Genomic DNA, 21536 nt, shown 5'->3' with positions numbered 1-21536 from the left:
TCGCGAGGCCAGCTTCGTTGCTGCCGGCGCGCTGCCGATCGAATTGACCTCAACTCCGCTGCTTCTGGAGCCAGTGAGCTCGACGCTGAAACGGATAGCCCGGTAGCGAGACGCGACGGCGTTCCTCACCGGCGAACAGTCCTTCGAAGGAAACCGGCAGCCCGGCTTCGTATGCCTTGGCAGCCGCATCCAGGAAACCGGTGCCGCACACCGACGCCAAACTCGTCTCGTCGGAACCTGATGGCTGCAGACTCGAAAGCAGCATCGGTGTTGCGGCGCCGTTTACCGACTCCGACCCTTCGCGGCCCCGTTTCGACCCTAGCGCGGCGTGCACGCCGATCTCGACAACCATCTGGACCTCCAGCGTCCCGAGCGCGTCTGCCCAATGCTCGGACGGCGACGACTCCTGCATTTGCGCACGCCAGTACGCCGCATCCAGTGTCTTGCCAGCCTCTACCGGCTGACCCGTCGCGCCGCTCAGAAGTCCGATCGAGGGTGGCGCGAAACTGATCCCGTCCAGAGTGGCATCGAGTTCACCTGGATCGGTCCCGCCAGCCGCGCCGTTGTGCAGCTGTTGGCGTCGCGGCTCCCATATCGACGCGAGCCGAAGCCCGTCCTCCAGATCGAATACGCCAGCGGCCTGGGCGGCTGCGATTTCACCGGCGCCCTGTCCGCCGACTACGCTCGGCCGAATGCCAATGCTTGACCAAAGGGCAGTAAGCGTGCAGGCCAGCGCATACACGGCCGGACCTCTCAAATCCGATTGGTTGAGCGCCTCTGCTGGTTCGCCCCGCTCAAACATTGCATCCAGCAACGAGGCCCCGCGCTCGTCGTGCAGCACCGTCTCGCATCGGTCGAGGACGGCCCGCACCACGGGCTCGCTCTCGTACAGAGCCTTACCGACTTCCGCCCATCGGCCAATTTCGTCAGGGTAAACGAACGCCAGCTTCACGCCCGCTGAATCGCCCGAACTGCTTTTGGCTTTGGCTAGGGCCTGCAGGCGCTCTCGCAGAGAGGCGGTGTCACGGAACACCACGCCGGCTCGTACGGCAAGGTGGCTCCGTCCCACTCCGGCGGTCCACGCCATGTCTGAAAGGAGTGGGCCCGATGCGTCACCATTCGTCGACAGCAGGTCGGTACGTTCATCCAGCCACGCCAGATATTCCCCGGCCAAGGCCTGCAGCGCCCCGCCCGACTTCGCGGACAGAGGCAGGAGTCGCGCATCACGCGCCGTGAACCCGTCATCGCCTTGGGCAGGCCCGGCAAGCGTCTGCGGCAAACTGGCAGGGACCCGCCAGGCGGCGCCCTCGGGCAGACAATCGTCTTCATCCACGCTGCCGTCGGCCCCTTCGTGCCCTTCCAAGACGACATGCGCATTCACCCCGGAGATCCCGAACGCGCTGACCGCAGCCCTCGGTGGCCGACCAGACGCAGCAGGCCACGCAGCCACCGTGCTCGCCACCCGCACCGGCAGCCGGTCCCATTCGATGAGCGGACTGGGCTTGTCGAAGTTCAAATGCTGTGGGATGACCCTCCGGCTCATCGCCAACACCGTTTTCATCAAGCCCGCAATGCCAGCAGCCGATTCCAAGTGACCGATGTTGGTCTTGACAGACCCGATCAGCAGCGGGCTTTCCTCCGGACGTTCCTGACCGTAGACGGCCGCGGCAGCCTGCACCTCGATGGGATCACCGAAGGCGGATCCGGCTCCATGGGCCTCAAGGTAGTCCACGTCGGAAGGCGGGATACCAGCCTGCGACAATGCCTGGCTGATCACCCGTTCCTGCGCTGAGCCGTTGGGGACTGTCGGTCCCGCGCTCGCCCCATTTTGGTTGACGGCCGTTCCGCGAATTACTGCCCAGATGCGGTCGCCATCGGCCTCCGCGTCCACGAGGCGCTTCAGGATGACCATGCCGCAGCCCTCACCTCGGACGAAACCGTCCGCAGAGGCGTCGAAGGTCTTGCACGCGCCTTCGCGGGACAGCAGTCCGAGATCCGCCATTTCTCTTGTAATCGGCGCCGACAGCACGGCACTCACGCCACCGGCAAGGGCAAGATCCGCCTCGCGCAGCCGCAAACCGTCGACCGCCTGATGTACGGCGACTAGCGACGATGCGCAGTTCAGTTCCACTGGCATGGTCGGCCCGGCCAAGCCGAAGTAGTAGGAAAGCCGGCCAACCGCCATGCTTGCGGCGGTACTCAGATAGCCAATGCCATAGTCGCTGTTCTTCATGAGGTCCCGGTATTCGCTGGTGGCGACGCCGACATACACCCCGGTGCGACTGCCACTCAGCCGGTCCGGATTGATGCCCGCATCCTCGAATGCCTGCCAACCAGTCTCCAACAGCATTCGTTGCTGCGGGTCAATCAGTCGGGCCTCGATGGGTGAGATTCCAAAGAACTTCGCATCGAACTGATCGATGCCCTCGACAAACCCACCACGGCAATAAGCGGAGTACTGGTCAGGCAGAAGGTCGAGGAAATCGGACCAAGGCCGCGCCTCACGGCGTGCGTCCTGCAGGGCGTCGGTGCCGGCTGCGAGCAGGTCCCAGAAAGCCCGAAGGTTTCTCGCGCCCGGGAACCGGCATGCCATTCCCACGATTGCAACGGCATCTGCCTCGCCGCCGGGAGCGTGAGGGGTCGTTGGCGGTTGCGACGGCCCAGGCTGCACCACCGGAGTAGACACCCCGACCAACCCGGCGAGCTCCTCGGTCAAGTGGGTAGCGAGGACGGCGATACTTGGGTAGTCGAACACCGCGGTGTTGGACACCGTGTACGCTCCGGCCAATGCGCGGTTCAGCCGGTTGCGTAATTCCACCGCCATCAGGGAGTCCATTCCCAGGTCGAAGAAACCCACTGTGGACTGCGGAGCGGCAGGAAGCCTCAAGACTGCCTGGACCTCTCCCTGCAAGTACGACACCAGCTCTTCTTCGCGCGTCCCCGCGGGCGTATCCCGCAGCCTGGACAGCAGGTCCTCGGACGACGACGACTGGGTCCCATCCTCCGCATCGTCGGCCAGCACCTCCTCCAAGAAGGGTGGACGGACCTCGAGCGACTCGCCGAACGCGACCCAATCCCTCGCCAGCACTACCCCGGTTGCCGCGTCCTCCCGGACCAGCCGATCGAACGACCGAAGGCCTTGCTGCGGCGTGATCCACTCGATCCCGCTGGTTGCGGAACGCTGCGTCATGCGCTCACGCTGCTCCTCAGCTTCGCCGATTTCCGACCAAGCTCCCCAAGCAATTGCCTGCCCAGGGAGCCCCAACGCACGCCGGTGGGCGGCTAGCTGATCAAGGAACGCATTGGCTGCAGCGTGGTTGGACTGGCCCGGATTGCCGAGAACGCCGGCGACACTGGAGAAGAGCACGAACATGTCCAGATCGCGGTCGACCGTCGCTCGATGCAGGTGCCAGGCTCCCAACAGCTTTGGCCAGAGCACTGTCTCGAACGTCTCCCAGCTCTGATTGCCGATTGCAGCGTCGGACAGTACGCCGACGCTGTGGATGACGCCTCCGAGCGGGGGCAGTTCCGCATCCATCCGCTCCAACATGGCATCCATCGCGCCCGCATCCGTCACGTCCGCAAGTTCCACATGAACCGTGGAGCCGCGCCGGCGCAATACCTCGATCGCTTCTGCTACGTCAGATTCGGGCGGTCGGCGACCGTTAAGCACGATCACACCGGCACCGCGCTCGGCCAGCCAGCCTGCCACCGCGCAACCAATGCCCCCAAGGCCTCCAGTCACCAGGTACGACCGGTCCGCGCGCAGCCGACCGCGGGCCAACGGCGAATTGGTGAAGACGATCTTGCCGACGTGTCGGCCCGCACGCATGCATTCCATCGCCGGTCCTGCCTCGGCCAGCGGCCATCTCGCATGCGGTAGCGGGGTCAACGTCCCGGCTTCCAACATTCCCAGTACCCGTCGCAGAATATGTCCGGCCCGTTCCGGGTCCTCTTCTTTCAAGGCATCGATTGCGAGGATGGCGTAGGCAACGTCCGGACGCTTCGCCGCCATCTCTTCCTCGCTGAGAATGTCGACCCGGGCCATTTCCACGAAGCGACCGCCCTGGGCCAAGCAGGAGAGAGACGTCTCGATGAAGCCCTCACCGGTCAGGCTGTTCAGGACCATGTCGACCCCGGCACCTGCCGTGGCCGCCAGCACGTCCTCGCCGAACGAGGTGGTGCGGCTGTCGAACACATGCGCTACACCGAGCGAGCGCAGAAAGTCTCGCTTGCGCTCGCTGGCAGTGGCGAACACTTCCGCACCAGCCGCCTGCGCCAGCTGGATCGCCGCCAGCCCGACACCCCCGGCACCGGCGTGAATCAGCACGCGGTCACCGGCGTTCAGACCTGAGAGTTCAAACGATAGTGCAGCCGACACGAACGCCGTCGGCACCGTCGCAAGTTCGGTGACCGAGAACCCGTCGGGGGCCGGAGCCACCATCGTATCGAGAGTCACCGTCTCGGACCCGAAGGCGCGGAACGTCAATCCGACGACGCGGTCGCCGACGGCGACACTTGAGACGCCGTCCGCCACTTCCAAGACCCGACCGCAGAACTCCCCTCCCATGGAGTCTTCGACGAGGCCAATCGCGATGAACACGTCCCGGAAATTGAGACCGAATGCCTCGATCGAGGCGCGTATCTCACCGGGCTCAAGGGCACGGTCCGGCAGGGGCTCCACCCGCATCCCGTCGAGTGCACCACCGGCATCGGGCGCCAGCGCCCAACCCGGTTCGTCCGGCAGGGCGAGCCGGTCAACGACAGCTGTGGCCGGGACCAGCCGCGCGCACTGGCGCCGGCCGAAACGATAGGCAAGGTGGCTCTCGGAATCGGGATACAACAGCTCGTTCACGAGGTCGGCGCAAGGTACCGACCCGACAGTGTCCAGATCGAGCATCCTGGGCTGCAGCTGCGACGCTTCCCGGGCCATCACCTTGCCAAGGCCCCACAACGTGGCACCAGCGAGAGTTCCGCCGCGCTCGATCTCCAGCACTTGGGCTCCGCGCGTGATGAACCACACCCCCTTGGCCGGCTCCACATCCGCGTCCGCGATACCCTGCGCCATCGCCAATGCGGTCGCGGTCGCCTGGCGTATGTCTCCCGCCATCTCGCTCGTGGTCGCTTCCGTGCCGTGTCCGTCCAGCCCAAGCAGATGTACGACGCCCGCCAGTGGCGCGTCTCCGGGCAGCTCCTGGAACAGCGTCGTCCACGCCGCTCGTCGTTCCGTCTCCACGGACACCTCAAGCAGTCCAGCCGGAACCGACCCCGACCCATCCGCGGCTCTGCCATCCGCGCGTACCAGCACCACCACCTGATTGCGTCCTGCCAGTTCCCGCGCCAGCTCCTCCGCGACACCACTCCGATCGCCAGCCAACACCCATACACCGGGCGCCTCGGTCACTTCCTTCGGTCCCTGCGCCACGATGACACCGCGGTCCGGGTTCGCATGGGGATCCGCCTCGTCGAATCCCAAGATCGCGATGTCCTCGAAACCTGCGTCGCCGAGCGCTTGGCGCCAGACGCCAGGCCTGGCAAGGGCGTGGTGCGGACGATAGCTGTCGGCGAACCGCCACCAGCCGTCCAACTGCCCGAACGTCAGATCCAGCCATCCCTGTGAACGCAGATTCTCCAGCGCCACCAATTGACCCGACGGCGCCAGGAGCGCGCGGCAGTGTGCGAGGGTCTCGTTCAGATACCTCGTGGCATGCAGTACGTTGGACGCGATCAGCAGGTCATAGCCGTGCCGGTCGAATCCCTGCTCGATCGGGTCCTTCTCGACATCCAGCACGCGGTAGTCGATCGAAGCCTCTGGTCCTCCAAACCGGGCTTCGGCTTCCGCAAAGAAACCTGCCGAGATGTCGGTGTAGACGTAGTCGTAGAGCCCTTCCGGGAGTTCGGAGAGCACGGCGGCCGTCGCGGAACCCGTTCCAGCCCCGACCTCGAGGATTCGCAACCGCCGACCGGGCGGCAGGGACCGCAGGAGAGCCGCGATCGCCTCGGCCAGCATGCGGTTCGCCGCGCGCGCCACCGGCGCCTTCAGGTACAGGTCCGCAGCGGTCGGCTCGCCACTGCTGAACAGGAGTGTTAGCGGGTCCGCATTCCCCCGAAGGACTTCGGGCAAAGCGGCGGCGCTGCGACGAAACAGCCCGATCTCGTTTGATCCGTGCGCATATTTCTCTGCCATACGGGCCGCAATGGTGTCGGGATCGTCCGCCAGTCCTGCCGGCAGCGGTTCCCCGGACGCGATCGCAACGCGAAAACCGTCGCCGGCCTCCGCCAGGATCCCGCCGCGCGTCAGCATCTCCAGCAGCCGGCGGAATAGCCGCTCGTGTTCCGAGCCCACCCCGAGGTGCTTCCGCAACGCCGCGGAATCAATCTCCGCCCCTGCGGTGCGTTCCCATCCCAGCCCATCGAGGGTCGCGACGGCGTACACGTGGGCCAACTGCTCAAGATCGGCCAGCAAGTTGGCCCGATCTTCGGCGCCGACACCTTCGTTCGCGAGATATTCGGCGAACAGATCGGTTTCCCCTGCAACCGTCGAGGGTTGAGTGAGGAAATCGGCTGGAGGCATGCCGGGCGGCAGGGCGCTGTCACGCCAGACCACCTCATAAAGGAGGTCGTCGATACCTTCGATCGCCGAAAGCAGTGCGGCCCGGGTAGCCCGCTTCACGGTAAAGCCGGACAGTTGACCGACCGGATGACCGCTTCGGTCGTAGAGTTGCAGATCTGCGGCCTGGACTTCCCGCAGTTCAGCGTCTTCCGATCCCGCCGTTCCTTCAGCGGGGCCCGCCCGCATCCGCACGTGGCAAATCAGCTGATCGGGTAGCCGGTCCGGCAGCCACAGCCGCTCCCACGCGAAGGGAAGGTACGTGATGCCGCCTTCATCCCCTTCCCAATCGCGGGCCGCCCCCATGACCTGGAAACAGCCGTCGAGCAAGAGCGGGTGCACCTCGAACCGGCTCTCCTCGAGACCGGCAGGGAGCGCGATCTCCCCCAGTGCCTCGCCGGGTCCCGACCACAATGCCTCCAGGGTGCGGAACGCGGGGCCGAGGTCGATGCCGACGGCCGCCTTGGCGCGGTAGTAGGCCGGCAGTTCCACAGGGGCGAAGCCTGCCTTCATGCGGTCGAGATCGAGCGGTGGAACCGTTTCTGGCGGGGTGGCGACGGATGTGGAGATCCGTCCTTCCGCGTGCAGCGTCCAGATCTCCTCCCCGTCGCCCCGGCTGAGCAGCCGAACCCTGCGCGATGCGTCGTCTTCGGAGTCACCGAGCAGGACTTGAAGCCGTCGGCCCGGATGGTCGGAGGCCTCGTCGGCGCCTTCGCTCCGAAAAACCAGTGCCGTCTGGATCTGGAAGTCCTCAACTACGGCTGACGCGCTTCCCTCCAAAAGGGACGCAGACGCTGCCATGGCCCCGTAGAGCGCGCCCGGAACCACCAGATGGCCGAATACCTGATGGTCGTTCAGCCAAGCCGGGTCCGAGGGCAAGACCCCGGTATCGAACGCGGTTTCGCCGCTGGCAGAATCATGGCGCTCGCCCAGAAGCGGATGCCCTGAACCGTGCCGACGCCGCCTCGACGTCTCAACCCAGTGACGTTCTCGCTGGAACGGATAGCCGGGCAACGAAATCCGGCGGCGTGCCTCTCCCGCGAAAAGTCCCGTGAAGTCGATCGGGAGACCTGCCTTGTAGCCCTCGGCAACCGCCTCCACGAAGCCGCCGCCGGAACCCGGCGCAGGCGGCGCCTCGTCCTTCGACGGTCGCCGGAGGCTCGCCAAAACCGTCGGCGTGGCGTTTCCCGCCGACTCCGGCCAGGCGAGGGTCGTCATGGGGCCGAGCACGGCGTGTGGGCCAATCTCCACGACTGCATCGACCCCGACGGCAGCCAGGGCCTCAACGCAGCTGCGGAAGGCCACGGGGCTGCGGGCTTGGCGCAGCCAGTAATCGGACTCGAGTGCGTCGGCCACTTCAACCACGTCGCCCGTCAGGTTGCTGACGAAGGTCAGCGACGGTCGCGAGAAAGTGATGGCAGAGAGCACCGCTGCCAAACCGTCCAGCGCCGGTTCCACCATGGCGCTGTGATAGGCGGGACTCTTCCTCAACCGCGCAACCCGGACGCCCTGCGCGTCCAGTCGCTCGAGGAGCTCCTCGATTTCGTCCCGGGGACCGCTAACGACCTGATGTGCGCCGTTGTCAGCAGCGATGCAAAGGCCGACCCCGGACGAGCCGGCATTGTGTTCGTCCAGCGCCGCTGCGACCCCAGAGGGTGGAGCGAAGACGGCCGCCATCGCACCTTCGCCGGGCAGCGCCCCGATGAGGGCACCCCGCGCGGCCGCAAAGCGCAGCCCATCTTCCAGACTGAACACGCCCGCACACCGCGCCGCCGCAATCTCCCCGAGACTGTGGCCGAATACGACGTCGGGCCGAATCCCAACGCTCGACCACAGCTCGGTCAGCGCGCACTCCAGCGCGTAGATCGCCGGCTGTTTCCACTGCGGATCGTCAAGATCGCCTGTGGTCCCCGGGCGGCCGAACATCACGTCCAGTAGCGACCCGCCGTTTCGCTCGTTTCGGAGCAGGGTGTCGCAGCGATCCAGAACTGCGCGCATCACCGGCTCGCTGTCGTAGAGCGCAGCCCCCATGCCGACCCATTGACTGGCCTGGCCGGTGAAGGCGAACGCCACCTTGCTCGCTGGCGGGGAAACGCTGCCTTCGTCCACAACGGAGAGCTCCAGCAAACCCTCACGCAACGATTCGGCGTCACCGAACACCACGCCCGCACGACGGCTGAAATGGCTGCGCCCGATGCTGGCTGTCCAAGCCATGTCGGCCAACACGTCCGCGCATTGGCCTTCCGCTGCGAGCGCATCCGCCCGCTGGTCAAGCCAAGCGAGATGCCGTTCTATCGCCGCACCGAGCGCCGCGTCAGTCTTGCCGGAAAGCGGCAGCAATCGGACAGCGCGCCCCACGAGTGACGCCTCCGCCGAGGTCGCCTGCGCTCCCTCCGTCGCGAACGTGGCAGACACCGCCTTTGCTGGGCCGGCGGCCCAGTGTTCCGGCCCCGCTGCAGCCGCACCATCGGGCCTCCCGTAACCCTCCAAGATGACGTGGGCGTTCGTGCCGGACCAGCCGAAGCCGCTGACGCCTGCCCGCGGCGGACGCCCAGAAACCACTGGCCAGTCTGTCGGCGTCGCGGTGACCTCCAGCGGCAGCCGATCCCAGTCCATGACCGGGTTCGGAGTGCGGAAATGGAGGTGTCTGGGGATGACTCCCCGGTTCATTGCCAGGACGACCTTGATCACTCCGGCCACGCCGGCAGCGGCCTCCAAATGACCTATGTTGGTCTTTACCGATCCGATCAGTAGCGGCTGGTCCGCCTCGCGCCCGTAACCGTATGCCGTTCCCGTCGCCTGCACCTCAACCGGATCGCCGACTTCAGTCCCCGTGCCATGCGCTTCGACATAGTCAACTTCCGTGGCAGCAATCCCTGCCCGCTCTAGCGCCGCCGCAATAACCTTCTCTTGGGCCGGTTCACTTGGAACCGTCAGTCCAGGGCTTGCCCCGTCCTGGTTCAGGGCTGAGCCACGGATCACGCCCCAGATCCGATCACCGTCGGCTTCTGCCTCGGCGAGCCGCTTGAGCACCACGATCCCGCAGCCTTCGCCGCGCACATAGCCGTTCGCCGCCGCATCGAACGTGGCGCAGCGCCCGTCCGGCGACAACATTCCGGCCTTGGCGCGCAATTCGAGCAGGCGTCCGGACAGGATCGTATGCACGCCTCCGGCCATCGCCAGATCCGCTTCGCCGCGCTGCAGTCCGGCTGCAGCCTGGTGGATCGCCACCAATGACGACGAACATGCGGTATCGAGCGCAAGCGCGGGGCCTTCTAGGCCGAGCGCGTAGGCAACCCTTCCAATGGCGGTATTGAAAGACGTTCCCGTGACCGCGTACAAGCTCGCGGCGGCCTCGGCCGTCTCGCTCGATTCCATGATCAGGCCGCGGTACTCGTTGTTGCTGATTCCCGCGTAGACGCCGGTACGGCTGCCCTTGAGGCCATCCGGGTCCATGCCGGCGTCTTCCAGCGCCCGCCAGCAGGTTTCCAGCATCAACCGTTGCTGCGGGTCCAACATTTGCGCCTCAACGGGCGAGATACGGAAGAACGCGGCGTCGAACTGATCTAGGTTCTCGAGATAGGCGCCAAAGCGGCATGCCCTGGGCTCCACATCGGGGTCGGGGAACAGTTCGCCAATGCGTCCGACTCCAGAGCCAGGAATTCCTTCGGTCACGGCATTCACGCCATCGTCCAACAGGCGCCAGAAGGCGGAAAGGTCGTCCGCTCCGGGAAACCGGCATGCCATGCCGACGATTGCGATCAGCTCGCTATTTTCGGGGAACCCGTGTTCTGACGAATGGCGCTCGATCGGAGACGCTGCTGGACGACGTTGACGAGCGTCTCGGGTCATGGCTGGTGTTCCCTGTGCCGATTTCACCACTGCAAGCCCTATCTACGGAGCAGCGCCAACGTTGGTAGCGCAACTAGGTCAAGGCATTGAATATAGTCTTGGACGAGGGCAAACGTTAGCCCTTTCAACTCGTTTGACGGCGTTAACAGCGGCGACATATCGCGTTATTGAATTGCTGTGCGCACGCCCGCGGCAGGCATTTAGCTCGCCCGGCCGGACGTTTCCGACAGAATGAGTGACGGCAGCGTTACCTGCGCCAGGGACTCACACGCCGGGCTGTTGATACGTCGGCGATCGCACTGGCGACAGACCAGAATCTCGGGACCGCCCACGACTTAAAGCGTTCTCCCAAGAGCGATCATCCACGCGCATCCCGCGTCAACGTACCCTCTTGCCATGGTTGGTGTCATGGGTGGTTACAGCTCGTCGAGGTCAACCCCTTTATTTCCGGATCAGAATCGGCGTACCTACAGGGACCAACGCCACCAACTCTCGAATTTCGCGATTCGTGACGGCAATGCAACCGTTGGTCCAATCCTCGCTTCCATGCCCGACTTCCTGAGCCGATACACCGTTGGGGAGGCCATGAATCATGATCTGGCCTCCGGGATCGTACCCGGCCTCCATTGCCCGGCGGCGATCCCATGCGTTCGGGTAGCTGATGTGCAGCGCCCGATGGTATGCGCTCTCTGCCACAAATCCGTCGATCCGGTAGAAGCCTTCTGGAGTTTGGCCATCGCCCTCGCGCGACTTGTGGCCTTCGGGATTGAAGCCAAGCGCAATCCGGTACGTTCGAACAGTGCGACCTCCGCGCAAGAGACGAAGTGTGCGCTGTCGTTTTTCCACGATCACGAGATCAACGGAACCTGCCACGGACGTGCTCGCACCCAGAACCCAGGGCATGGCAAGGAGCGCGGAGAAAAATGTTCTCCTAATCATGGAGTTGCCCCGGCCAACGCGGCGGGTTCCGCCGGCAGACGCTGGAGTTGCCTGACTGGTGCCTGCATGCTTGCCTCGCCATCCACTCCCCATGTGATGCGGTCGAACGAGCCGCACCGGTCACAGACTGCCTGCCAGCGCAGATATTCCTCGGTACAAGCGTTGCACAGCCAGGTCGGTGCCGGTTTAGCGTCCAGTGCTGCCGACAGCCACTTCGACGCCGCCTCGGCATCGTTGTTGCTGACCCGTTCCAAATCGGCAAGTATCCGATACACGCGCTCGTCGTGCTGGCTTCCCCGCACCAGTTCAAGATACTTGCGGGCAACCCCAAATAGTTTGGCACGCAAGGCCACTTCCGCCAGCGCGAGATTTCCCTCCATCGTATCCGGGGTCAGTTCGGTCAACTCTTCCAATGGACCGACCCCAGCGAGTGGACCGTCCGCACCACTTGCTCTCAGCAGCAGGAACGCCAAGTCGGGATGAGGCTGCGACTTCCACGCCGCACGGATGACCTGCGCGGCCCGGGACGAGCGGCCCGCATTCAACCATACCTCCGCGGCAATTGCGGCCGCTGGCGCGAAATCGGGTAGCATCGAAACTGCTTCGGATGCTGCCCTTTGTGCCCCGGCCGCATCCCGGTCCGCTCGGCAGGCCCTCGCCACTTCAACGGCAATCACCCCTCGGGCTCGGCGCGCGGCCGCTTCGTCCATGTGTCCGCTACGCCGCATTGCGAAAACAGCCTGCTTGGCCCGGCCCCATCGACGGAGCCGCAAGCTGAGGTCCAGACACTCCTGCAGGGCCCAACGGGGCGATGGCACCTGCTCGGCCGCACGTTCTGCGAGGTCGAGAGCTTGGGCAAGCCGGCCCTGCTGCCGCACCTCGGCGACCAAGCCCCGGAGCGCCGCGAGCTTGGTGCTGGCCCCGTGTTCCATTCGTTCGAACGCAGCGTGAGCACTGGCTACGTCCTCGACAAGCATGGCCGCCTGCGCTTCGAGCAACAGCCGCAATGGCGCGTCCGCGGGCAGCACCCGCACGCCCCTGAGAGCGTTGCGAACACCACGTTCGTCACCGCCCGCCGCTGCCGTCAAGCCGGTTTCCAGTGAGCGCCATCCCCGCCGGACCCGCTGATCCCGCCACGCGGTCACCGCCCGCCGCGGGAGCCTCCACAAGAGCCTGAACAACGAAAGTGCGCCGAGCACCAGCACAGCCAAGACCACGAGCGCTGCCGCTAACAGACCGGGTGCGGCACGGACTTCCCAGCCCTGCCATTGGAGACGCAATTGACCGGGCACGTCGGCAAGCCAGGCAGCCGACATCCCGACAGCCGACAGCACCGCCAGCAGAACCAGCAGTCGAATCATCGTGACCCCGGCAAAGGTTCCAATTCCGCATTTCGGACCAGATCCGCAAGCTGCCCGTCGGCATATCGTTCCAGTGCCTGCAGGGCGTCGTGCGCGGCCAACACCGCTTCCGCTTCGCGTTGCCACTCGGCAAGCTCGGCCTGAATCGCCTCCGGAAGCGCACCGCTTTCCTGCCAGGCTTTCCTGAGATCGCCGGCTTCGACGAGAAAACTCACCCGGCTCAGCACCGAGTCCGGTGATCCGCCCGTTGGTATTTCGGTCCGTCGGACCTCGACCAGCCCGGCCACGCGGTCGAGCAACCTGTCCAGGCCGACCGCCGTGGGATCTCCAAGCGCCGCACGGGCTGACTGCTCCGAAGCAAAGAACTTTCGAGCCAGCTCCGCCTGCGTTGCGAAGCCGGTCAGTGCGTATGGCGTCAGCACCGTGAGGGCAGCCGCCGGCTGTGGATCACCGTCAACCAATTCGCGAAGCAGCGCCAGCGGCTCCGCATAGGGCCTGCCGTGCTCCACTTCCGTGCCGATCCACTGCAGGATCTGGGCCGTGGCAAGGGCGCGAAGCCCGGCTTGCAGCCAGGCTCTGTCCGCCGCCACCGTGCGGGAAATCTCGGCGAATTGCCTAGTCATCGCAATCGCCTCAGCCTCGGTTCCCGGAAGCAGCACCAGCGCTGCCAGCCTGTCCTCGACTGCGCGGAGCTGCCGGCCCAGAGAATCGCCGAGTGCATCCACCTCGCTGCGAAACGCCAAGGAGTCCTGGTGGGCCGTGAGTCGCTCCACCTGAACGTTCAGCTGCCGCAAGTCTGCGTCGGTCAGCGCTTGCGCCCCAATGTTCGATACCTGCTGCTCGAGTTCCTGGACACGGAGATCCAGGGTCCGAGTCTCCTCAATTGCCGCCGTGAATTGACGCCGGAGTTCCCAGACAGCAACACCAATGGTGGCAAGCACCAAGACGACTCCAACCCATACGACGGCCAGACGTGGCCATCGAGGTCGCCGTTGCCCGATGGACGCGGTGGACGCGCGCCGCGTGCCTTTCGCGCGCGGACCTGCACCAGCTGATGACGGAACTGACGGCTGGCCCGCGCGCTTCCCGCTTTGAGATTTCGCGGCCTCCTGCCCGTCCTGGACAGTCTGCTTCGTCCCTGCACCGACGGCCTCGTCCTTCCTCGAGCTTGCCGGGGCCGTAGCCGAGACAGCGGATGGACCTGACTGCGCGGTGGAAGCCGGGCCGTTGGATTCCGGTGCATCTCGTGAGGCCATCTTCAAAATGCTCGCATCAGGGCGGCCGGTGGCACGGACTCAAGATACCACCGGAACCACTGCTAAATCGGTCGGCTGGACGCCGATGTCGCCGCCGACCGCTCAGGTCCGGCCCCTCCACGATCCTGGTTCCCGACCGCGGTACGTGGTACTCGCGACCTCGGGTGATTTGAATCCGTGCTCACTCCGCATGTGCGGGAACCGGCCTCGGCCCGTCCCGGATTTTCCCGTCACCGCTCCCAAACCACCATTGGCGGCCGGCTCAGATCCGTTCATCGCAGATGACCACCACCTCACCGGGCTTGCTGCTGGCAGTCACGCGCACCTCCACCTGAGTCGCCCGAAAACCTGCCCGGTACCCCTGAAAGACATAGGTCCCTGGACGCAGGGTCACTGTCGTTCGATCGATCCGCCCCAGCGACCGAACTCCGCGAATCATCACCACTGTGGCCTAGTCGGACACCACCGTGACCTCGACCGGGCGATCACCGGGGTCGGGTTCGACTGTTGTGTGCCGCGCGTCAGTTTCTTGCAAGCCACTTTCCGTCCGCGGCCGGGACGGTTGACTACCGATCTCTCTCAACTTCGGAATGCCCGGTCCCTGCTGGTGCGCTCGCGTCTGTCGGCGCCGAATCCTGAGCGTCAATCAGTAACTCCGTCCGGGCTAGCTGAGCTTCAGCAGTGCTTCTCGCAGTGTGCAACTCCTGCAGGGCTTCGTCGAAGGCGCGTCGCCGTACCGCTCGTCTGGCGCGTCGCTCTGCACCCGCTAGGGCGGCCACCATCTCGGGAGTCAGTCGCGCACTGGCCCTAGCGTCCCGGGCTTGCGCGAGCCACGCCTGATAGCCGACAGCGAAGGCGACGTATCGTTCGCATGGCCCTCGCGGACCCAAGACGCAACTCACCCGGGCGAACGGATCGGTCTCAAGTCGGCTGGGCGCTTGCCAGGACTCGCCGTGCCCCGACTGCTCACCCGGCGAGGATACGCCAGGGCTCTCCCATCCTTCCTCCCGGCCGACCACGACGTAAACCAGCACGAGGAATGCGGCAAATGGCACCAATGGTTTGGCAAGTCGGCGCAGCGCCCACAACATCAGGCGACGGAGCATCATGGCCGCCAGACGCATACGTGCGCCTGAGCCTTCTCAGACAACGCTCCGCCTGACCCCTCAACAAGCAGTCCCGCCCCCTGCCGACCGTCATCGTCGTTCAGACCGGCCCTGGCACGGCCCGAGTGCGGCGCGCACCCAGCGGAATCTCGCAACCGCCCTGCACGGGACCGCTGACGGGCTTCCTCAATGAGAATTGCGCGATCCGCCAACACGAAATCCTGGTCCGAAGGCTGTGGAGACCCAGCACGAATGGCCTCGACGGTTGCACGCTCCGGCCCGATGCGAAGAGTCGTTTCGTAGCGCATACTGCGCAGGCGCTCGCCAGGACGCCGTGACCGCAACGCGCAGTTGCCCGAGTCCTGTCGCCACGTAGCTGTCACACCACGCACGTCTGCCAGATCGGAATAGTGTGTCCGACGGATGAACATGTTCCTAGCAATCGCTGTCGGCGGCGCCATCGGCGCCGTACTCCGCCACGCCGTAAGTACTGGAATGTACAGCTGGTTGGGCTTTGGTTTCCCGTGGGGGACCCTGACGGTCAACGTGCTCGGATCCCTTGCCCTCGGCGCCGTTGTCGAAGCCGGTGCATCGACCTTGAAGCTGACGCCCGAGCTGCGTGCCCTGATCGCCACAGGGCTCCTGGGGGCCTTCACCACGTTTTCGACATTTGCGCTGGATGCAGCCAACCTGTTCGATCGCCAAGCGATGATCTCCGGCATCCTCTATGTCGGGCTTTCTGTCTCACTTTGCATTGGCGGCTTCTATCTCGGTGCCGGGGGCGTGCGGTTGGCCCTATCGTGACGAGCAACCCCACTCCGGAAACGGTCCGTCCCGACGACGACGGAATTCGGCTTGATCGCTGGCTGCGCGAGCAGCTGCCCCAACTGCCTTTCGGGCTGATCCAGAGGCTTATCCGCACCGGCCAGGTCCGCGTGGACGGGCATCGCGCGAGAGCCCATCTTCGACTGGCCGCGGGCCAGGTGGTGCGCATTCCCCCTGTCCGGGGTCAGGTCCGCCGGGTACGGGCACACGCCTCGGCTGGACTGCACGTCGCGGCGCTGGCGGACCGCATCCTCTACAAGGACGATCACTTCATCGCCTTTGACAAGCCGGCAGGACTCGCCGTCCAGGGCGGATCAGGGATTTCCCGTCACCTGGACGGCATGCTGGACACCCTGCGATTCGGCGCCGATGAGCGACCGCGGCTGGTCCATCGTCTGGATCGGGATACGACCGGCGTACTCTTGTTGGCACGGTCCCGCAAGGCTGCGCAACATTGCGCCCAGTTGTTCCGGGAAGGTCGCGCCAGCAAGGTCTATTGGGCGCTGGTCGTCGGTGCCCCTAGTCCCCGCACCGGGAAGATTTCCGGCCATTTGCGGAAGGTCACTGCCGGCGGTGAGCGACGCATGATCGGCAGTCTCACAGGGCGGACCGCAACCACCCACTACTGCACAAGAGGGTTCTCGGATGGCACGTCGTGGCTCGAATTACGCCCGGAGACCGGCAGAACCCATCAACTGCGGGTTCATTGCGCCATGATCGGGTGCCCCATTCACGGGGATTCGAAGTACGGCGGGGCTCGTGCTGAAGCGGGCGGCCAGCTTCAGCTACACGCCCGCGAACTCACCGTGCCGGACCTGGACGGGTTCACGCTCCGGATCGAAGCGCCATTGCCCGAGACGATGCGATCCCGCTTCGTACGATCCGGCTTCAGGGATCCGGATGCGGCTGACACCCAGTAACGCACTCCGGGGCGAAGCAATGCCGTACGGTCAGCCCCGCCCCACGCTCGCTGGCTTTGCGAACCGCTCAGGCGTGGCGGGAGAGGCGCCCGCCGATCAACCGAGCCTGCAAGCCCGCGCCAATCCAACGGAAGACTCCGACGATTGCTTCCCGAACGGCCCTGCCCTGCAGGGCACGACCGGCCCGGGCCAACTCAGAGTAATCCGCTTCCAGCGAGCCGACGATGGGCAAACCGGTTGAAGACCGGAATGATTGGGTGTTCATCACCTTGTTCCTTTCAAGCACGCGATACCCGTGCCTGCAGAACCATGTAGGAAATTGGTAACGCCTACCCAAGAGGCGAACTTGCGCATCAATCATGCAGAAGTTGCATGGCTTGATCCCGACTCTGACGTTCCGAAGTTGGCCATTAGCCAACTACAACCAGCATTGGGGTTAGGTCTGAATGGCGTTCCTACCCCTGTCCTGCCCAGGACCGCGGGTGAATGTCACCGCAATATTTGATGTTAGCCATGCTGATTCTGCATTACTTCGTGGCAGGAGGTATGACAGTCGGCCCCCGCGAAGCGCTCAGTCCAGGAAAATGTCCTGCTTGAGCGTGGCGCCGGGTTTGACCGCATAGGACTCGAAGCTGTTGAGCCCCGTTTCACGCAGGACATCCTCGTCGATGAAGGTATTTCCTGTGCAGGATCGCGCGGGACGAGTCACGATGGCGTGCGCCGCGTCCGCCATGATGGCGGGCTTCCGGCTTCGCTCCATGAGCTCGGAACCAACAACAAATTCGACCGCCGCCGTCGCAATGGTCGTGCGCGGCCACAATGCGTTCGACGCAATGCCGGCTTCCGCCAGTTCCCCGGCCATGCCAATGGCCAGCATGGACATCGAGTACTTGGAGGCCGTGTAGGCAGCGTGTGGCGCGAACCAGTCGGGATTGAGATTCAGGGGCGGTGCCAAGGTCAGGATGTGCGGGTTCGAGGCCTGCCGAAGGTGCGGGATTGCGTGGTGCGATACCACGTGCGTACCACGCACATTGATTGCAAACATCAGGTCAAACCGTTTAGCCGGTGTCCCTTCCACCCCGGCCAAGTGGATGGCGCTGGCATTGTTGACCAGCACATCCATACCCCCAAATGTCTCGACCGTCCGCCTGATGCAATCGGCCACCTGCTCCTCGGCTCTGACGTCCAGCGCCACGGCAAGGGCCTTCCCTCCTGCCTGTTCCACTTCCTCGGCGGCCGAATGAATGGTGCCGGGCAATTTCGGGTGTGGGTCCTCGGTCTTCCCGGTCACAACTACGTTGGCGCCGTCGCGTGCACAGCGAAGCGCAATGGCCTTCCCGATTCCCCGGCTTGCGCCGGTGATCAGGACGGTCTTTCCGGATAGTGCCGGCATGTCTTTCTCTAACGGGGTGCTAGGCGGACCGCACCGTCGAGCCGGATGGTCTCACCATTGATCATCGGGTTTTCGTAGATGTGGCGAACCAACGTCGCGTACTCCTCGGAACGTCCGAGACGCGACGGCTGCAACGTGGATGCAATCAACGATTCCTTGGCTGCTTCCGGCAACCCGGCCAGCATCGGCGTCTCGAACAGTCCGGGCGCGATGGTCACGACGCGAATCGCCGACCGTGCAAGTTCACGGGCCGCCGGCAGCGTCAGCGCGGCCACGCCGCCCTTTGACGAGGCGTACGCGCCCTGACCAATCTGGCCGTCGAACGCTGCCACCGACGCCGTGTTGACGATCAAGCCCCGGTCGTCGCCGTCCAGCTCGTTCTCCTGCATGACGGCCGCAGTCGCCTTCATGACGTTGAACGTTCCGACCAGATTGATCTGGATCACCCTGACATAAGCCTCTAGTGGCAGGGGACCGTTGCGACCTACGATCCGCCCCGGCGTTGCCACGCCTGCGCAGTTGACCACAAGGTTGAGCGGGCCGAACGCGCTGACGCTGGCGGCAACTGCATCGGCCACGGCCGCCTCGTCCGCCACATCGAGCGCCGCCGCCCGGCTCCGCGCTCCCAACCGGGCTGCAAGCGCCGCCGCGCGATCGCCATCAATATCCACGATGCTCGCATGGCCGCCCGCCTCGACCACGGCCTCAACCGTCGCAGCACCCAGCCCCGACGCGCCACCTGTCACAAATGCATGGGCGTTACTGAAATTCATCCACTAGCTCCTGAAATCTCAGGCTGTCGCCAAGTCAGCCGTTCAATGGCGCGTAACGTCGTCGCCAACCGGTTTGACTGGCGGGCCCGCGGGAATGGTGAGCTCTCGCATGTCGTCGCTCCATTCGCGGGTCGTAAGTTCCGGGAGTACATACGACAGGATCTCATCGACCTCATTGACGGGCACGATCTCAAGCCCGTCCTTGACTTCATCCGGGACCTCAGCCAGGTCCTTCTCGTTGTCTTTCGGAATCAGCACCGTTCGAATGCTCCCTCGAAGCGCCGCCAGGAGCTTTTCCTTCAACCCGCCGATCGGGAGGATCCGCCCCCGCAGGGTGACTTCTCCGGTCATCGCAACGCGAGCCGACGCAGGAATTCCGGTAAGCGCCGAGAGAATCGACGTGACGATCGCCAGTCCCGCGGAAGGACCGTCCTTCGGCGTCGCGCCCTCGGGCACGTGGAGATGAATGTCCCGGGTATCGAATGCTTCCGGGTCGATGCTCATGAGCGGTGCGCGCGAACGCAAGTACGACACCGCCGCCTTGACCGACTCCTGCATCACATCGCCCAGTTGGCCGGTGATTTGACGGCGCCCCTTGCCAGGCATGGTCACGGCCTCGATGGTGAGAAGGTCGCCACCCACTTCCGTGTATGCGAGTCCGGTTGCCACGCCCACCATCTGCTCGCTTTCGATTTCACCGTAGCGATAGCGCGGCGGTCCTAGGTATTCGGCCAGGTCCTCCGGTGCCACCTCCACCGTCTCGATCTCATCGCCAACGATCTTGCGGACAGCTTTTCGACATAGCTTTGCGATTTCCCGCTCAAGTCCGCGAACCCCGGCTTCACGGGTGTAGCGACGGATAATCGTCTCCAGCGCATCGTCCTGCAGCTTCCACTCGTGCGGACGAACTCCGTTGCGTTTCATCTGCTTGGCGATCAAATGCGATTTCGCGATCTCGATTTTCTCGCGTTCCGTGTAGCCCGGCAGTGGGATAATTTCCATTCGGTCCAACAGTGGTTGCGGCATGCTGCGCGTATTCGCGGTGGTCAGGAAAAACACTCCCGACAGATCGTAATCGACCTCCAGGTAGTGATCGTTGAAGGTGACATTCTGTTCCGGGTCCAGAACTTCAAGCAGGGCGGACGTCGGATCGCCTCTCCAGTCGGCACCCAGTTTGTCGATTTCATCCAGCAGAAAGAGCGGGTTGGACACCTTGGCCTTCTTCATTCCCTGGATGATGCGACCTGGCATCGAACCGACGTAGGTACGACGATGCCCGCGGATTTCCGCCTCGTCACGAATTCCGCCAAGCGCCACGCGTACAAACTTCCGGCCCGTCGCTCGGGCAACGGATTCACCCAAGGAGGTCTTGCCCACACCGGGCGGGCCCACCAGGCACAGAATCTGCCCGTGCCCGCGCTTGGTTCGTTGCTGAACAGCGAGGTGCTCGAGAATCCGCTCCTTGACCTTCTCCAATCCGTAGTGGTCTTCGTTCAGGATTCTCTCCGCCCTCTTGAGATCGCGATTGACCCGGCTGGACTTCTTCCATGGGACGTCCAGCAACCACTCGATGTAACTTCGGACGACCGTGGACTCGGCGGACATCGGGCTCATGGAACGAAGCTTGCGCAGTTCTCCCAGAGCCTTTGCTTTGGCTTCCTTGGAAAACTTGGTCGCCATGATCCTTGAGCGGAAGTTGTCGGCATCGTCCTCGTCGCGGTCGCTGCCTTCACCCAGCTCGCGCTGGATCGCCTTCATCTGCTCGTTGAGGTAGTACTCCCGCTGGGACCGTTCCATCTGCGTCTTGACGCGGGTCCGGATTTTGCGCTCGACTTTCAGTACCTCGATTTCGGCCTCGATCAGCGAATGGATCAGATCAAGCCGCTTCCGGATGTCGCCGGTCTCCAGCAGCGTTTGCCGGTCCGAGATCTTGCTGCCGATTTGGGCGGATACCGCATCCGCGATTCGGCCGGGATCGGTAAAGTCGATCTGCGCGATCGACGACACCATCTCCTGTCCGATCTTCTTGCTCAGCTTGGCGTAGGTCTCAAACCTTGCGTGTACGGCGCGTAGCAGGGCTTCAAGAGTGCTGTCCAACGCTGGCGTTTCATCGGGAAGGTCGGTGATCCTGGCCTGCAAGAACTTGTCGGTGACCGTGAACTCTTCGATGGACGCCCGGATCACACCCTCGACCAGCACCTTCACCGTATTGTCGGGCAGCTTGAGCAGCTGGACGATCTTCCCGACTGTGCCGACCGGATAGACATCGTCCGGCCCTGGATCGTCTTCCGTGGATTCCCGTTGTGCGACGAGCAGGATTTGCTTGTCGTTCGCCATGGCCTCTTCCAGGGCGCGCACCGTCTTTTCGCGTCCAACGAACAGCGGCACGATCATGTTCGGGAACACGACGATGTCGCGCAGCGGCAACACCGGCAAGACCCTGTTCTTGGGTTCCGGCACCGTGGGGACGGCCTTCTCGGTGTCTTCTTGCATGGTGATGT

The 21536-nt window shown here is 64.4% G+C and carries 12 protein-coding genes; 2 read left to right on the top strand and 10 right to left on the bottom strand.

Features of this window, described 5'->3' with window-relative positions; genetic code table 11:
• Window positions 1-49: 49 nt before the first annotated feature.
• The 6 genes from OXH60_01995 to OXH60_01970 all read right to left on the bottom strand — a co-directional run bounded on the left by OXH60_01995 (window position 50) and on the right by OXH60_01970 (window position 15142).
• Window positions 50-10462 carry an SDR family NAD(P)-dependent oxidoreductase gene (locus OXH60_01995; protein MDE0710887.1) on the bottom strand — a complete coding sequence of 3471 codons (10413 nt, stop codon included), beginning with the start codon at window positions 10460-10462 and terminating at the stop codon, window positions 50-52.
• A gap of 441 nt (window positions 10463-10903) precedes the next feature.
• Entirely contained in the window at window positions 10904-11401 is a 498-nt protein-coding gene (locus OXH60_01990) for a L,D-transpeptidase family protein (protein ID MDE0710886.1), read from the bottom strand.
• On the bottom strand, window positions 11398-12762 hold the full coding sequence (locus tag OXH60_01985; protein MDE0710885.1) for a hypothetical protein: 1365 nt from the start codon (window positions 12760-12762) through the stop codon (window positions 11398-11400). The genes OXH60_01990 and OXH60_01985 overlap by 4 nt, the downstream gene beginning before the upstream one ends.
• Window positions 12759-13703, bottom strand: coding sequence for a hypothetical protein (locus OXH60_01980; protein MDE0710884.1), 945 nt, complete (start codon window positions 13701-13703; stop codon window positions 12759-12761). The genes OXH60_01985 and OXH60_01980 overlap by 4 nt, the downstream gene beginning before the upstream one ends.
• A gap of 577 nt (window positions 13704-14280) precedes the next feature.
• A complete protein-coding gene (locus OXH60_01975; GenBank protein MDE0710883.1) occupies window positions 14281-14457 on the bottom strand; it encodes a hypothetical protein in 177 nt (58 codons plus the stop codon).
• Window positions 14458-14584: 127 nt separating this feature from the next.
• Complete coding sequence (locus OXH60_01970) at window positions 14585-15142, bottom strand: hypothetical protein (protein MDE0710882.1); 558 nt, start codon at window positions 15140-15142, stop codon at window positions 14585-14587.
• A gap of 405 nt (window positions 15143-15547) precedes the next feature.
• Between OXH60_01970 and crcB the strand changes: the two genes are divergently transcribed.
• On the top strand, window positions 15548-15928 hold the full coding sequence (gene crcB / locus OXH60_01965) for a fluoride efflux transporter CrcB (protein MDE0710881.1): 381 nt from the start codon (window positions 15548-15550) through the stop codon (window positions 15926-15928).
• Window positions 15925-16869 (top strand): RluA family pseudouridine synthase, encoded by a 945-nt coding sequence (locus OXH60_01960; protein MDE0710880.1) that lies wholly within the window; start codon window positions 15925-15927, stop codon window positions 16867-16869. Before crcB ends, OXH60_01960 begins: the two co-directional genes overlap by 4 nt.
• Before the next feature lie 67 nt (window positions 16870-16936).
• On the opposite strand, the gene OXH60_01955 is transcribed toward OXH60_01960, so the two are convergent.
• The 4 genes from OXH60_01955 to lon form a co-directional block, all read right to left on the bottom strand.
• On the bottom strand, window positions 16937-17134 hold the full coding sequence (locus tag OXH60_01955) for a hypothetical protein (GenBank protein ID MDE0710879.1): 198 nt from the start codon (window positions 17132-17134) through the stop codon (window positions 16937-16939).
• Window positions 17135-17440: 306 nt separating this feature from the next.
• A complete protein-coding gene (locus OXH60_01950; protein ID MDE0710878.1) occupies window positions 17441-18262 on the bottom strand; it encodes an NAD(P)-dependent oxidoreductase in 822 nt (273 codons plus the stop codon).
• An 8-nt stretch (window positions 18263-18270) separates the two neighbouring features.
• Window positions 18271-19035: an SDR family NAD(P)-dependent oxidoreductase gene (locus tag OXH60_01945; GenBank protein MDE0710877.1), complete on the bottom strand. Its 765-nt coding sequence runs from the start codon at window positions 19033-19035 to the stop codon at window positions 18271-18273.
• A gap of 42 nt (window positions 19036-19077) precedes the next feature.
• Window positions 19078-21528 (bottom strand): endopeptidase La, encoded by a 2451-nt coding sequence (lon, locus tag OXH60_01940; protein MDE0710876.1) that lies wholly within the window; start codon window positions 21526-21528, stop codon window positions 19078-19080.
• Window positions 21529-21536: the final 8 nt, after the last annotated feature.

Source organism: Rhodospirillales bacterium, assembly GCA_028824295.1.
Lineage (GTDB): Bacteria > Pseudomonadota > Alphaproteobacteria > TMED109 > TMED109 > VXPW01.
Note: the sequence above shows the minus strand (reverse complement) of the source record. Positions and strands in the feature narration are given on the sequence as shown.